This window comes from Rhizorhabdus sp., assembly GCF_018006725.1.
In the GTDB taxonomy this organism is placed as follows: Bacteria; Pseudomonadota; Alphaproteobacteria; order Sphingomonadales; family Sphingomonadaceae; genus Rhizorhabdus.
The window spans coordinates 1-14697 of the sequence record NZ_JAGMXV010000117.1 but is presented as its reverse complement, the minus strand read 5'-3'; the positions used below and the strand labels follow the sequence as shown (position 1 = coordinate 14697).

17 protein-coding genes are annotated in these 14697 nt (G+C 63.1%); 1 reads left to right on the top strand and 16 read right to left on the bottom strand.

Annotated elements, in window-relative coordinates:
• Window positions 1-133 precede the first annotated feature (133 nt).
• From KAY22_RS15960 to KAY22_RS15940, 5 genes are all read right to left on the bottom strand, one after another.
• The gene (locus KAY22_RS15960) at window positions 134-715 is read right to left on the bottom strand and encodes an HdeD family acid-resistance protein (RefSeq protein ID WP_069338486.1); all 582 of its coding nucleotides are present in this window, start codon (window positions 713-715) and stop codon (window positions 134-136) included.
• A gap of 102 nt (window positions 716-817) precedes the next feature.
• Window positions 818-1039: a hypothetical protein gene (locus KAY22_RS15955; RefSeq protein ID WP_069338487.1), complete on the bottom strand. Its 222-nt coding sequence runs from the start codon at window positions 1037-1039 to the stop codon at window positions 818-820.
• Window positions 1040-1042: 3 nt separating this feature from the next.
• A complete protein-coding gene (locus tag KAY22_RS15950; RefSeq protein WP_069338488.1) occupies window positions 1043-1327 on the bottom strand; it encodes an HU family DNA-binding protein in 285 nt (94 codons plus the stop codon).
• A gap of 45 nt (window positions 1328-1372) precedes the next feature.
• On the bottom strand, window positions 1373-2035 hold the full coding sequence (locus tag KAY22_RS15945; protein ID WP_257211437.1) for an SOS response-associated peptidase family protein: 663 nt from the start codon (window positions 2033-2035) through the stop codon (window positions 1373-1375).
• Window positions 2036-2061: 26 nt separating this feature from the next.
• Window positions 2062-2424, bottom strand: coding sequence for a hypothetical protein (locus KAY22_RS15940; protein WP_069338490.1), 363 nt, complete (start codon window positions 2422-2424; stop codon window positions 2062-2064).
• Between the two features lie 119 nt (window positions 2425-2543).
• Between KAY22_RS15940 and KAY22_RS15935 the strand changes: the two genes are divergently transcribed.
• On the top strand, window positions 2544-2804 hold the full coding sequence (locus tag KAY22_RS15935; protein ID WP_125988431.1) for a hypothetical protein: 261 nt from the start codon (window positions 2544-2546) through the stop codon (window positions 2802-2804).
• Here the strand turns inward: KAY22_RS15935 and KAY22_RS15930 are convergent.
• The 11 genes from KAY22_RS15930 to KAY22_RS15880 are packed head-to-tail and all read right to left on the bottom strand — an operon-like array spanning window position 2785 to window position 14547.
• On the bottom strand, window positions 2785-6063 hold the full coding sequence (locus KAY22_RS15930; RefSeq protein ID WP_069338491.1) for a conjugal transfer protein TraG N-terminal domain-containing protein: 3279 nt from the start codon (window positions 6061-6063) through the stop codon (window positions 2785-2787). The genes KAY22_RS15935 and KAY22_RS15930 overlap by 20 nt on opposite strands.
• A gap of 17 nt (window positions 6064-6080) precedes the next feature.
• Complete coding sequence (locus KAY22_RS15925; RefSeq protein WP_069338492.1) at window positions 6081-7523, bottom strand: conjugal transfer protein TraH; 1443 nt, start codon at window positions 7521-7523, stop codon at window positions 6081-6083.
• Window positions 7523-8428, bottom strand: coding sequence for a conjugal transfer protein TraF (traF, locus tag KAY22_RS15920; protein ID WP_069338493.1), 906 nt, complete (start codon window positions 8426-8428; stop codon window positions 7523-7525). Before traF ends, KAY22_RS15925 begins: the two co-directional genes overlap by 1 nt.
• Before the next feature lies 1 nt (window position 8429).
• Window positions 8430-8843: a hypothetical protein gene (locus tag KAY22_RS15915; RefSeq protein WP_069338494.1), complete on the bottom strand. Its 414-nt coding sequence runs from the start codon at window positions 8841-8843 to the stop codon at window positions 8430-8432.
• The gene (gene traN, locus KAY22_RS15910; protein WP_099231089.1) at window positions 8840-10933 is read right to left on the bottom strand and encodes a conjugal transfer protein TraN; all 2094 of its coding nucleotides are present in this window, start codon (window positions 10931-10933) and stop codon (window positions 8840-8842) included. Before traN ends, KAY22_RS15915 begins: the two co-directional genes overlap by 4 nt.
• A 2-nt stretch (window positions 10934-10935) precedes the next feature.
• A complete protein-coding gene (gene trbC, locus KAY22_RS15905) occupies window positions 10936-11679 on the bottom strand; it encodes a type-F conjugative transfer system pilin assembly protein TrbC (RefSeq protein WP_069338511.1) in 744 nt (247 codons plus the stop codon).
• A gap of 8 nt (window positions 11680-11687) precedes the next feature.
• Entirely contained in the window at window positions 11688-12701 is a 1014-nt protein-coding gene (gene traU, locus KAY22_RS15900) for a conjugal transfer pilus assembly protein TraU (RefSeq protein ID WP_069338495.1), read from the bottom strand.
• Window positions 12698-12985, bottom strand: a complete 288-nt coding sequence (locus tag KAY22_RS15895) for a hypothetical protein (RefSeq protein ID WP_069338496.1) — start codon at window positions 12983-12985, stop codon at window positions 12698-12700. Before KAY22_RS15895 ends, traU begins: the two co-directional genes overlap by 4 nt.
• Entirely contained in the window at window positions 12982-13641 is a 660-nt protein-coding gene (gene traW / locus KAY22_RS15890) for a type-F conjugative transfer system protein TraW (RefSeq protein ID WP_069338497.1), read from the bottom strand. Before traW ends, KAY22_RS15895 begins: the two co-directional genes overlap by 4 nt.
• Window positions 13638-14225 carry a S26 family signal peptidase gene (locus KAY22_RS15885; RefSeq protein ID WP_069338498.1) on the bottom strand — a complete coding sequence of 196 codons (588 nt, stop codon included), beginning with the start codon at window positions 14223-14225 and terminating at the stop codon, window positions 13638-13640. The genes traW and KAY22_RS15885 overlap by 4 nt, the downstream gene beginning before the upstream one ends.
• Complete coding sequence (locus tag KAY22_RS15880) at window positions 14209-14547, bottom strand: TrbI F-type domain-containing protein (protein WP_296624360.1); 339 nt, start codon at window positions 14545-14547, stop codon at window positions 14209-14211. Before KAY22_RS15880 ends, KAY22_RS15885 begins: the two co-directional genes overlap by 17 nt.
• Window positions 14548-14697 lie beyond the last annotated feature (150 nt).

Sequence of the window (14697 nt, the reverse complement as noted above, 5' to 3'; positions counted from 1 at the left end):
GGCGTCTTGCACTTCCAACTCCCTTGATCGTCCAAATAATTAGCGAAACACAATGGACAGGCATAATGCCATCAAGCCATTGAAACTACACCACAAGACATGACGTGGTGTTGATATATGTTAAATCAATGACTTAGTTGCGGATATTAGCTCTGCCGGGTTGAGCCAGCTTGCGCAGACCAAACGCGACAAAAGCGAGAAATACGCCGCGGAAAATGAAGCTGATCCCGACGATCGTCGCGAGCATGACGAGGCTGGTCGCGGGACCAGCGAACAGCAGATATCCGCCCAGAAGAATATCGAGGACGCCCAGCGCAAGACGCCATCCGCGATCGTAAGCGCCCCGGATGGCGCTCGCGACCTGAAATATGCCCGAAACAAGCAGCCAGAAACCTAACGCCCAGACCAGGGAGATCGCGCCGGCAAAGGGATTGAACAGGATAATTCCGCCCGTCACGACACCCAGGACGCCCAGCAGCACTTCGGTCCAGCGTCCCCGATCGGACAACGACGAAACACCGGAGACAATCGCGAGGACACCGTAACCGATCAGAAACACGCCCAGGAGAACGCCCGTCGTCAACCCGGTGGCGATCGGATTGGCAAGCGCGACAAATCCGATCAAAATCACGAGAATGGCATAAGCCAGAATCCAGCCCCAGGCCGACCCTGAACGCGCTTCCGACCTTTGATCCCATGCAGTGTTGCTTGCCATGATGCGTCTCCCTTTTTCCGCACAATTCCCAAATCGGCGAAGAGTTTCTCCCCGTAACGGGCCTGGAGGCGCGAGGTCGAAGCGACTTCCGAGCAGCCGCGCTCAGTAATCGAGGTTGCGCTTCTCCATCTGCGTTGCCGCCAGATCGGCAACAAGCCCCGCGCCGCCAGTCATCTCGTAGATGCGCACGACGTCTTCGTCGGAAAGGTTGGCGACCATTGTGCGCACGGCATTCGCGTTGTCCGCGTCGAGCGTTGCGGCAGCGCCAGCGTCGTCCGCAGACCCGGCAATGCTTTCGTCACTTCCATGCCGGGGCTGCGTCATCGCTCAACCGCCGTTCAAACGATCGCGGACCTGCTTGGCAGGCGCGAAACTAATCTTGCGCGATGCAGCGATCGTGATCGCCTCGCCGGTCGCGGGATTGCGGCCCTGACGCTCGGGCGAATCCTTCACTTTGAACTTGCCGAACCCGTTGATGCTGACTTCATCGCCCTTAGCGACAGCATCGGTAATATCCGCGAAGACAGCCTCGACAATTTTCTTGGCGTCAGCCTTTGAAAGATCGTGAACGCTGGAGAGTTGCTCGGCAAGATCCGAGGTCGAAACGGGCATGATGTAATCCTGTGCCTATGGTTGAAGTATCGGGTTGGGCCTGGTTTATGCCTCACCATTGTCCGGCGTCGCAACCTGTTCGAGCATTTTCCCGTCATAGGGTCGAACAAGGGCGAGCGCGTCGTCGGCCGAGCCATCGAGCCACTGGCTCAGGTCGGCGCGGTGAAGGATGACCGGCATTGCCTTGGGATGCCAGGGGGCGACAATCGCATTGGGCGCTGTGGTGCAAAAGGCATAGGCCTCGCCCCGCTCGGTCGGCCGCCAGATCCCGGCGAAGAACGCGATCGGATGATCGGGCAACGAAAACCACATCTGCCGCGGTTTGCCATCGTCCCCCTTCCCGCCTTCGGGATGCGGTTCGGCAAAATGCGTGAACGGGACCAGACAGCGACGCTCGGGATTGGAGATCGATGGCTTCCACATCGAGGACGCGAGGTTGCGCGCGTTGGTCACATATTTGTCGAGTTTGATCGCCGGATCGCGCTTGCTCGCAACCTTGGTCGGGAAGCCCCATTCCATCGCGACCGGCTCGAGCGGCCGATTGCCTGCCGGCGATCGCCGGATGACAAGCCCGTGCCTGGGCGTCTTCTTGCCGGTGGGAAAGATTTCGAGAGGGATCGAGATGACCGGGTTTTCCTCGAACGCCTCATATCCGCATGCCTGCATCACGGCCGTCTGCCGAGCGCTCAGTCGATAGCGATTGCAGATCGTTCCTCTCCTTCAGCCCATCGACGTTACCAGAACTCGCGACCGCCCCGATATTCCCGCCACGCATTATCCCATTTCGTGCCGACCTCACCCGCGACGGGCCTGGCCCCCACATCATAGCCTGCCATCACGTCATCGATGTGCGGCGCTGGCGCGGGACGATTGAACGGTGCGATCTTTAGCGCCTTGAGATACCAGACATAGGCGCGCTCATGATCCGAAACCGGCTCCGCCTTCCCCCAGGCCACCTCCTGAAACTGACGCTGGGCCGCACTCTTGGGCCGGCGCTCCCGCAGGCGAAGGGCGTCGTAGAATTTCAGATGCCTGTCGAGCAGTCGCTCGTACATCGCGATCGTGCGGGCATCTTCAGGACCAGCTTCACCCTGCATGCGCCTTCTCCTGCCACGGAGAACAAATGCGGAAAGTCGCTCGCCAATCCCACCGCGAAGTGATACGCTTTGCAAGCGTTATTCGACCATCGGGTCGGACGGGCGGGAAAGGAGCAGCCATGTTGAACCATGATACTGGCCAGATGGACTGGGATCGGCATCCTATCGGTGGCGCACCATTCCCCAGTTCGTCCTATTCGATCAATCCCGAAAATATGTATGATATGGCTACGCCGCGCGGGCGTGAGCTGATGGATGAAGTTTATCCATCTTCTCGTAGAGATGGTGCGCCTAGCGAGCCGCATACTTCCAAGATGTTTTTCTATTTCATCTTGTTTGTTATGTTCTTGGGATTTTTTGTCATCCCCGGCCATTCCTGAGCTGGAAACGCCGAGGATCGACCGGCGCTCCGTCCTTCCACAATTCATAGTGGAGATGGGGGCCGGTCGATTTCCCTGAACTTCCCACACGCCCCAATATCTCACCCTGTTCGATCGTGCTTCCGACAGGAAAGCGCGAGCGATCCTGCATGTGGAAATATTTGCTTTGCGAGCCATCGCCATGTTCGAGCACGATGTAATTGCCAGCGCCGTTCGCCTGAAAGTCGTTCTTAACCACGCGTCCTGACGCCGGAGCAGGAATCGGGGTTCCGGCGCGTTGCGCGATATCGACGCCCCGGTGATGGTGTCCGGGCTGTCCGGTTACCGGGTCCACCCTCCCCCCCATGTTCGACGTCAATCGCCCGGAGATCGGCAGTGTAGCCCGCTCGCCGCGCGGCAATTCATAAACGTGGCTGGTGCCTTGACCGATGCCAAGCCTATCGCGGGCCGTATCGCGAATACTCTCGACACCGGGTAATGTCGTGGTGATCCACGCATCGTTGCGTTCCTGAACATGCTTCCCGATCTGTGCGGCCGTTCCCTTCGCTTCATCGACGCCGTTGCCGATCTCGAAAGCGCCATGGGTGATCCGGACCGACGCATTGGGAATGGCATCGGCCACCTCCCCGGCAAGACCGGTATCGCGCGAACTCTCCCTGATCGACACTTCGGGACCTTGCGCTCGAATGCCAGCGGCGCGGCGTTCCCCCCACTGCTGGACCCCGCCCGCCGTGGTGGAGGCGGGACCGTGCAGCGAGTTGTCGAGCTGCCCTGGAATAGTCACGCCCAGTTCTTCACGGACCGAAGCCACCTTGCGCTCCATAAACTCGCCAAGAAGAATATCGCGGACCTGCTCCTGCTCACGCGTGCGCGGCATGACCATGCCCGGCGTCCAATTGAATTGCGACAGGGTCGGATCGTTCAGCAAACGCTCCTGCGCATACACGACAAATTCCTGGCTCTCATTACGGTTGAGCGACCAGCCTCGTTGCTCAGATTCGCGCACGTCTTGGCTGACACGCTGGAAGGTTTCTTCGGCTCGGGTCGCCTCGAGCGACGCCGAGCGCGATTCCCCAACGCTGACGCCAAGCTTCTGCGAAAGGGAGCGCACCTCGCTATCGCCACTCGTGCTGGTTTCTCGCATGAACTCATCCCGCGCTGCACGGGCCTGTGTCGAATTGGTCTCTTTGGTGAGGTAATCTTTCAACTCTGAATAAGCTTGGTCACCTGAGATTGTACGCCCCGTATTCTCCGACGCAATGGATGCTAAACGAACTCCAAGTCCACCTTTGACGCCAACATCAGCAAACTTATTCTTCCATACGCTTGCAAGCGCCTCGATACCTGCATTTGCGTCGCCAGTCATTTGTGTTGCTCGGGCAACCTGCTGACTGTCTGATTCGGTTAACCCGAACTTGCTTGTCAGGCCGCTCGAAAGGCTACGCGACACATCCGTCATCCTCGCAACGCTGTTGTTGAACCCAGACCCCGTTTCAGTAGAGCTGCCCCGGCGATGTTCGGCTGCCGAGAGCAGATCGGTGGCGGTGGTGGCGGTCGCGTTCCAGGACTGCGACGCGGAGTTGCGCAGCGACTGCGTGTGCGACTGCCCTTCCGACAGGGCGCGGCTCATCTGGCTGTCGAAGCCGGAAGTCCGCGTCGGCGTGAAGGAGAGGTTCGAGATGCCCTGCCGGGTGTCGAACGCGTTGCTGCCGTCGGCAAAACCGTAGGTGATCCCGCCATCGGCATTGGTGTACGACCCGACCGCGAACCCGTCATTATATTTGGGCTGGGTGTCCCACTTGTTCGACTGGGTCATGCCCGAGGTCAGGTTCTGGAACGAGGTATTCCCGTAGGAATAATTGCCCGTCGTGCGCTCGGTCGCCGCCTGTTCGGCCGCGCTCTGCGCCGGCTGCAACATCGAGGTCGCATGTCCCGCGATCGCCATCGCGCCGCGCGCCATGCCTCCGGCGATGAACGGCACGCTCATCATGAGGAAACCGGCAAGCGTCGATATGCTCTCGTTGACGTTCGCCATGCCGTCGCTGACCAGCAGCGTCGGCCCTGTCGGCGAGACGCCATGATAGAGCGCCGCCGCACGGCTCATCACGAACATGTGCAGGATGACGTAGAGCGGCCCCCAGGAGGCAAGGTAGAAGAATCCCGTTCCATAGCCCTTGAGGGTCTGGATGCCCGTTCGCGGGAACAGGAACAGCGGGAAGAGGACCGGGAACATCGCGTAGAAGACGACGGTCAGCACGATCCCGAGCAACGGCACCCAGGTCATCGCCTGCGTCGCGATCGAGGTATAGGTGTTCTTCGCCTGCGCATCGGCACGCTGGGCGGCATAGGCATCCCATCCTGCGTCCGAGAAACTTTCGCGCGCGGCCAGGAACGCGTCGATCATCGAGACCTGTCGCAGATAGGTATAGGCGTCGCTCGGCGTGCCGTGCATCTGCGCGGCAACGATGGGAAGGTCATCGCGGATCTTCTGCGCCGCCACCGCATCGGAGAGACCGGGATAGGCGCTCCTGGCAAAGGGGATCAGATCCTTGTCGAACGCTGCCTGCCACTGCCCGTCCAGTCGCGAATAGGCCTCGTTGCAGGGAATGATCGTATTTTCGGTGGTGCCCGGTCCCGTCGAGGCGATCCAGCGCTGGCTGCGCGCTGGGCTGCCCGGTCCGATCGCCTCCCAGACATTGGTCGACCGGGTGAGATCGTCCATCGACTTGAAGCCCAGCAGCACGTCATAGAAGGTGCATTGCTTGAGATGCTCGTCGAGGTTCGCCCGGAACACGCTGTCGGTGATCTGGAAGGTCCGCGCCTTGTCCATCAGTCGCGCACCGTAGATCATGCCGTTGGTCGAGAGCGAAAGCGCGTTCGGCATGACGAACACCGTCTCGGCCGTGCGCGTCATCCAGTCACCGACCTGGCTCGTGAAAGATGCCATCACGCCAAGGCCCAGCGGGACATTGTCGACCACCGCCGGCGCCAGTGTCGGATTGATGCGGTCGGTGACCTTCACGGTCACGGTCGGCACCATCAGCATCATGTAGATGAGCGTCGACTGGAGGAACCAGTTGAACCAGGCCCGCCAGTCAAGCGAGAAGGCCACGATGAACAGCGAGTAGATGAACCCCATCACCATCACGACCTGGAGGAGCGAGCGATAGCCCCCTCCCCCCGTCCACGCCGCGACCGCGTTGAAGACGTTGACGATATATTCGCCGCCGCCGATCGTGAAGACTTCGAGCGCGCCCATCGTGCCGTTCCCTCCCTTTAGCGGACGCCCTGCGCCGACAGACCACGCCCGAAGCGGAGCGAGGCGGACAGCTGCGGGCTCATTGCGTTCTTGAGGGTCGATTCCATAAATTGGGTATATTGAATTACCCGGTAAGTGTTGGAGATCTGGCCCGCCATCTTCTCGTTGCGCCGCGACAGCTCGGTCTTGACCGTGTCGACCTGCGCGCGCCACGCCTTGAACTCATCGGTGGAGACGAACTTCGCGCCCGCCTGCGCCTGCGAGATCGTGTCGAGCATGCGGTCGAGCATCGACATCAGCATGTCGATCGAAACCATCTCGGCGAGCGTGGCGCGATCACCGCCCGACAGGCCCATATGCGCCGCCTCGTTGACGACGAGGATCTTGTAGAGCGGGATCGAGGTGATCCCGAGCAGCGCAATCTCGTCGCCCGACAGGGGCGCGTTCGAGCGGATCTTCGACGACATGCTGTCCATCGCCTTGAGGACGCGGGTTCGCAGCGCCTCGTTGGTCGAGATCGTCAATTTGGTCGGCGTGGGCTTGAGGCACCCCTTGTCGTCGGTGGTGTCGCACCGCCACACATCGGTCGGCGCCGTAGCGGTGCCGTCGAGCAGCGCCTGATAGGTGTCCCAGCTCGCCGGCGCGATGAACCGGAACGTCCCCATGCTGTCCTTGGTATTGGCCGCATCGTAGATGATGGTCCCGACCATCGTCATGAGGAATTCGGCATATTCTCGCGATGGCTTAGTCGCGCTTTTGGCGTTGAGCGCATACCAGGTGTAATTCTTCGACTGCACCAGTTCGCCGTCGTCGCCCGCCTTGGCGAGGGTCGATTCACGCTCGCCCTTGTTGGTGCAGCCATGCCGCGCCGCGGCCGCATCGGAAAAGAAGCCCTTCGCGCCACCGACCTGCTGGCAGATGGTGGACGAAGCCCCGTCCATCGCCGGCCAGATCGAGCCGATCGCCTGCTGCGCCGCTTCGCAACTCGACATGTTGAACGCGTTAAGCTGCTGCACGCGCTGGCTCATGTCCTTCATGACCCCGCCGATCTGCGCGGAGATGGAATCGATCGCGAGCTGGAAGGCAAAGCCGATCGCGTTGTTCGCGGTCGCCTTGAGCATCGCGACGATTTCGTCGGCGTTGATGAACGAGAAGGAGCCGGCAAAGAGGTCGATACCGCCGCACCCGCCCCGCGCGCTAGGCAGCGCGACATTGACCGGATTGATCGACTTTTGCGGGAAGCGGCTCCAGAGTGATCCGCCCGAATAATAGCCCGCGGACTGCCCCTGGAAAGCGGTCGGGCCGGTGACGTTCGCCGCCGCGCCCGACTGGTTGAAATAGCTGTTCATCTCGCCCTGGACGTCGGCCATCGCCGGCGTCGCCACGAGCCCCCCGACTGCAAGGATCATACTGGCCTGCGCGAGGATCGCCGCGCAGAGGCGAAGGATCTGCCTGACCATCAGAAGTCACTCCCGGGTTTGATGCTGGTGAGCGTGAAGATGCGGTTCATCACCTCGTCGGCCGCCATCACGCCGTAGCCGATCGGCATCGGCCGCTTGGTGACCGTATCGAAGAGGACGAGTGCGGGGACCTGCTGTCCGCGCATGCCCATCGCCTTGTACTGACCGGTATCGACCGTGTAGTTCGGGAAGGCGCGGGTCGGACCGCCATCGAGTGAGATCGCCATGACGGTGAGACCGAAGCGATCCGAGATGCTGCGCATGATCGGGCCGAAGGTCTCGCACGCCGCGCAGGCCGACGAATAGAAATAGAAGACGCCGTAGCGCTGCGAAATTTGCGACAGCACCCGTTCGCGGTCGGCGTTGCGCGTATCGAGCCAGGTCCGCTTGCCCAACTGGTTGACCGGACGCTGGAGGGTGTAGTCGAGGTCGGGGTTCTGCCAGATCGTGCGCTGCCACATGTCGGCGAAGGACGACGCCCGGTCGAGCTGCTCGCGCTGGAACGCGATATAATGGGCGATATTCTCCGGCGTCGGTTCGAGGATCGCGCGCGCTTTCAATTCCTCCAGTTCCTTGGCGATCGCCGCAAGCCGTTCGGCCGAAGAGCGGGCGGGCTGCGCCGACTGCTGCTCGCTCGGCTTGGGCTTGGGCTTGTCGCAATAGAACCAGGTGCCGAGCCGCCGCTCGCGGCAGTAGAAATCGTCGCCTGTCTGGGCGGCGACCCGGTCGGCCCCGCCAAGATCCTCGTCGCGCTCCCGGTCGGCCGACGATGGCGCCTCGCTCTCGCGAGCCGAGGATACAGAATCGAGCAGCGGCGTCAGTTCCTGCGCGCTTGCGCCCGCCACAGGGGCGATGCCGCCTGTGGCGAGCGACAGGATGAGGGCAAGGGTCAGGGCGTTGCGCATATCAATCCTCATCTTTCTTGGGGTTCTTCTTCTCGCGATCCTCTTTCGCGCGACGGTCGAGATAGGCGCGCAGCATGCCAAGGAGGGACGGCTCGCGGGCGGAGATCAGCTTGGCCATGTCCTCGCCCAGGATGCGGAACAGGTTGCCGTAAACGGCGATGACCAGCGTGCGGGCGTGACGCTTGGGATACAGGGTCGTGCCGCGCCGCAGGATGAGGTTCGCGCGAATGAGGCGGGCGATCGTGGGTTCCAGATCGATCGCCCGTAGCTTCGTGTCGAACCATGCGTCGAGCGTGGGAATGAGGAATGCCGCCGGATGAGGCCCTGCCCGCAGCAGCGCAACAAGCAGCGCGAACTCGGCGATCGAGAGATCGGGAAACGGCCGATGGTCCGCGAGATTGGCGATCACGCTCATTTGCCCGCCTTGCTGTCGTAATAGGCCTTGATCCGTTCCTGGATCTGCCTGGAGGTTTCGATCTCGTCGGGGAGCTTCGCTGCATCCACGAACTCGGCATAGACTTCGGTGAAATCCATCTTCGAAAGGTCGAGCCGCGAGAACTCGTCGAGCGTGAAGCCCTTGCATGTCTCCTTCTTGGCGCTCCCCCACGGCTTGTTGATCTGCGGGCGACCCTGTTCCTGAAGGATGCGCGAGAGCTTGCTCTCGAAGCAGCAATAGGCCGTCGACCTGGACGTGCAGATGCCCAGCACCTTGTCGGTGCAGTATTGGCCGAGCTTGTGGCACATCCCCATGCGATCCTGGACGTCGAGCAGCTTCTCCTGGCTCGAGCACATGAACATGGTGAGGAACGGGGTCGCGAGCGCGGCAATGGCGGCGGGCCCACCGGCGATCGCCGCCGCGCCGGCAGCGGTCGTGATAAGGCCCGAGGCCTTCCCCGCGCAGCAGTTGACGAGACCGAATACCGGCTTGTGGCAAGTCTGCCGCTTGCCCGAGAACAAGGTCATCGTGTCGGGATTGAACTCTTCCTTCGCCTGCCCAAGCGCATGGAGACCGACGACTGCATCCTTGAACTCGGTCGATGCCTCGCGCTCGACCGGCTCACACTGACCGTCGAGGCAATAGACATCATCGCCGCAAATATATTGCTTGGGCTGCGTCGTCGGCGCCGTCGGGATCGGGCATTTATAGACCTTCGTCGTGACCTGACACGGACCGACCTGGGGATCGTCGAGGCATTCGTCGCGGACATAGACGCACTGCGGATTGCCGGCGAGTTCGCCGCAATCGCTGGCTTGCGTGGTGCCTACGCAGCTGTACGTGCGCTCCCAGTTCCAGCAAGCCCGCGTAATCTGGACCCCGTTGACGGTGCGCGTGGTGGGATCGGGATCGACGCAGGTTTCCGATTTCAGCTCGCAGGTCTTGCCCGCGGTCGACGCGTTGCACATCGTCTCGTCCCGGCGCTCGTTGACCACCTGTCCTGTCGTCTCGACGACATAGGAGCGGGCGACTGCCGGGCTGTCGCACTCATAGGTGATCTCCTCGCCATCGGCGACATCGGGCTCGAAGCATTTCCCGAGCGTCCCCTGGTGGCAGATGGGATAATGCACCGTTTCGCGCGAGCGCACCCGGCATACGCCGTTAGCGACGGGCTGCGTGAACGCAGGAAAGCAGCGCCGGCCCGTATTGTTGCCCGCGCGCGGCGGATTGCCGATCCAGTTTTCGCAAACATAGATATATTTGGTCGAACCCGGCGTCACATCCATGACGAGCGGGGTCCGGCACACCGCCGCGCTTTCCTCGACCTTGGTTCCCGTGTTGCAGGTCGCCTCATAATAGCCTGCCGACCCGCCTGGAGGGAGCGGCTTGCAGCTGCCGTCGGCTGCGCCCAGCGACTGACCGCTCAGATAACTGTTGGGGTCCTTCTCGACATCTTGCGCGCGACCGACCTCGCCAGCCCCCAGCGTCACCTTGAGGCGACCCGGATCGGTGACCATGCGCCACGCATCGTTATGTCCTGCGGCCGATCCGCCCGCCGCGATCAGGGCATCGGGATCGTCGGCATAGGCTTGCGCCGGATTGGCGGTGGCCGAATAGCCGGGCACCTGGCTGAGCGGTGTCGAGGTCGGCAGGCTTGCCGCGCTGGCCCGCGACGATTTGCCGAGCGCCTTGGCCTGCTCACGCGCCGCAGCGAGATCGCCCTTGGGATAGACATAGGGCTGGCCCGGTGTCTGGGTCGGCGCTTGCTGCTCGGCCTGCGCCTGAACGCGTGCGGCTGCGCTCGATGCGCTGGGCGCCTGTGTCACCGTCAGGGACGGCGCTGACATGGCAGACTGTGCCGGCGCGGGCTGGGGCGCAGAGGTCGCGGACGGGCCAGGCGATGCCTGGGCAGGCGGTGTCGGCTGCGCCGCCTCATTGAAATAGGGATAGTCCTGAAGATCGTAATAGCCACCGCTCGGGCTTGCCTGCCCGCTCGTTTGCGCGAGCGCGGCCCCCGGCAGGGACAGGAGAGCCAGAACGGCGCTCGCAAGGATGCCCCTCCCCGCCATCGTCAGGGCGTCCGCACGAGATTGGCGAGCGCGGTCCTTGCAACCAGCGCCCCCGGACCGTTCGCATCGGCAAAGGTCTCCAGCGCATAGCGGACGGTCACATTGCCCTCCATCCGGTCGAAGGGAGGGGGCGTCGTCTTGCAGGTCAGCCCGTCGCAGGGCGTAAAATCGCTCGATGCAACGACATAGGTCGGGACGGCGCTGACATCGAAAGCGCGGAACAGACGCGGGTCGATGCCGATCGAGGCGAACTGCTGCTCCTTGTCCACGACCTTTGCGAGCGCTGCGATGAAGGCCTTGCCTGAGTTGCCGGGAAATCCCCGGAACACGACCACGCCGCCCGCCGCCGAGGTCTCGGCGATAATGCGCTTAAGGGCCTGGGGCGGCATCGAGGTCGAGACGAACACCATGAACTGGGGCGCGGTGCCGCGATTGTCCTTGAGGTTGGCCGATGCGGTCTGGATCATCTCGTCGAAATCGACGACGCCTGCCGGTCCCTTGGGCAACCGGGCCTTGTCGATCGTGCGCATCTTCTCCATCGCGACCGCCTGCACGGTCTGCGCATCCTGGCGGAACGCCTCGCCACGCCGCTGAACCTCGCCGACGAGCGCGGCTGCATCGGCGTCCGCCTTGGCCGAGCGCGCACGGACGGCATCGAGATCGAGCCCCTCCACGCTCTGGCCGAGCACGGCCGCGCCGGTGCCGATGGAAGCGATCGCGGCAATCGATAGAAGGAGCTTCTTCATCGCCAACCTCAAAACATGCAGCAGTTGCGCTTGCGCCAGAGCAGATACCCAAAGTCCTCGCCCCCCACCGGGAAGGCGCGACCGGCGTCTGGCGGCAGCGTGGACGCCCCGATCGTCGAGCAGGCGAACTTGCCGCTCACGGTCGGCGTCGGGTTCGTCATCTGGATGCGGTATTGGGACTTCTTGAGGATCGGCATGACGTACTTGTTGCAGAGCGCCTTGGACCCTGCCGTCCCCCATGCGAGGCCCTGCCGGTGCATCTTGAAGAGCAGCCGCTCGGCCGCGAGGCGCGAGGACTGCACCGGCGAATTATGCGCCGCGATGTTGCCGTTCATCGGGAACATCGACCCGTTGCACCCGGAACACCAGAACATCTGATCGATCGGCAGCGCCGCGGTCGCCGCCGCGCAATCGGCCGCGCATGCCGCGACCGCGATCGGATTGTTGAACAGCGCGACCTCGGGATTGATGAGCGTCGTCAGTACATCGTCGTTCCAGAGCGGATCGATCTCGGTCATGTAGGCGACGTCGAACGAGGCCTGCTCGAAGCACAGGAAGTCGGTGAGGATCTCCATCCAGTAGAGCAGCGGATAGACGTAATAATGGGCCTGCCAGTTGGCAGAGTTCTGCGTCGTGCCGCCACCGATCCGGGGGCCGGTATATTGGCCTTGCCCAATGTCGAGACCCGGATTGAGCCGCAGCCCGCCAAGGTTGGGAAAGCACCAGGGCTTGGTCGTGACGTCGACGAGCCGCGCCGGTTCCCAAAAGCCGATCGAGATGCCGATCCGGGGAACAGGCGATCCGCACGCGCAAACGGGCAACGACGGATTCTTCGTGTCGGGCCGGCTTCCCGGCCAGATATGCGCGCCGCCGATCGACAGCGGAAACAGGCAGGACCAGCACACATCGGTCACAGGGTTTACGAACTTGCCGGTGCAGTTGGCAGGCAGCGCACTGGCGGGCGCGGACCATGCAGCGAGCGCGGCCAGGAACGCCAGAAGGCCCACAAGACGCCGCATCATGGCAATGGCTCCTCACCTTCGCTCTTGCGAACCCTCGCGTCGAAATAGGCATTGTCGGCGCGGTTCTTGCGCACGACGTAGAGCGGCACGAGGATGACGAGAGCGAGGACAAGTCCCGCGATCATGCCCCCTGCCCCCGGTCCGAACAGAGCGTGGAGCGGTCGGATCGCGGGCACGGCGAGCGCCAGTGCAAGCGCGGACCACAGGATCGACAGGCGCATCGCCTTGAGGCCCGGCGTTTCGGGCGCGGCCATCGGCGTCCTGAGCATGTCGAGCCACATCATGCGCCCGCTCCCGGCATCTCGATCTCGCTGATCCTGAGCACTTCCCCCTGGGGCGCTACGACAGCGGGAACATGCGCGATCCCGAAATGGCTGGTGAGCTTGCCCTGCTGGTCGAAGAAAAAGCGGCGCTTCTTCTCGCCCATGCGATCGAAGGGAGACCCGGCGACGAAAATGATTTTGGCGTTCTGCGCGCTCCAGCGCTTCATCGCCCACTCCACCTGTGCGTCATCGCGCCCGTCGATGAACACAAGATCGGTCTTCATCGCCACGAACGAGAGCGGATTGACCCGCTGCCCCGCCTGCGCGACGAGCCGACCCTTCTGATCGCGCACGTCCTGGTCGAGCACGATCGAGGGATCGAAGGTCCAGCTGCGCGCCTCGCGTACCGCACCGATCCCTGCAACCGGCAACGGATTGCGCACCCGCTCCTGCGCCTTGACGCGCAGCGCCGCCTGCATGCGCTCGATGCTGCCATCGGCCTGCATGGTCTTGAGACGCCGGTCGATCGTGTCCAGAAGATCGGGTTCGACGATCCCCCAGGTCTGTCCCATCACCCCATGGTCATGGGCCAATGCGCCCTCGACGACAGGCCAGGCAGAGCTGGCGACCAGTGCGATGGCGAGGAAGCCACCGGCAAGGGCGACCTGGCGGATCACAGGATCGGCGTCCCGGTTCCGACCAGCTGCTTTGCGCAGGCAAAGCCGATCTCGGCATAGCGGCTGTCGAACCCGTCGGGATGGGGCGTGCCGACATAGTAGCAGCCCTCAGGAACGCGCCCGACAGGCCCCGGTGTCAGGGGTTCCCCGGTGCGCGTCAGCGGCTTCATGTGCGCGACGCGGACGCCGTCGACATAGACATACGCGCCGCGATGCTCGACCAGCGAACCCGCCATCCCGATCACCCGCTTGCCGAACGGCCCTGTTTCCGGTCCGAAATGACGACGGACCAGAGCGTTGTCGGGCGGCACGAAGAACACATAGTCGCCTTTGGCCGGCGTCTTGCCGCGCGCGACGAAGAAGGCCCAGTTGGGCAGGCTCTCCGAGGCGTTGATCATGAAGGCGTGGCTTTGCTGCCAGGCACCGAGCGCATTATACCCCGCCCATGCGCTTGCCAGCAGCGCCACAGCGCTCCACTGGCGCACGCGCCGCGCGATGAGGGCCTTGCGGGCGAGCGGATCGCCCTCCCCTGCCGCACCGCTCACCGCGCCCGCAGGCGCGAGCCTGTCAGTAGCCGCCGCCATTGAGGCCTCCCTGCGCGGGCGGTGCGACCGTCGCTTCGACAGGCGAGACCGGTGCCGGGCCGAACGGCGAACCCTGGGGCGCTGGCGCCGCCTGAACCTGCGCGGACGGCGCGACACTTCCGGAGGCTGATGGAAGCATCGCGCCGACCGCGGGACCGGAGGCGGGAGCCGGCGCGGCCGCAGGGAGAGGCACGCGCGCGAAAACCGCCTTGCGGATCTGATCGGTGATATCCGGGACATTCTTGGAGAGGACCGCTTCGCCCACAAGGACGGTGGTGCCGCCCGCGCCGACCTTGCGCAGTTCCTCGTCGAGCGTACCCATGAATGCCCGCGTCTGGGCCGCAACCGGCTCTGTTGCAAAAATCGTGAAGCTTGAGCATGCTTGGCGGAGATTGGACGGACGGAACGATGACGGATTTCAAGTGGCGCCATTTCCAGGGTGATGTGATCCTGTGGGCGGTGCGCTGGTATT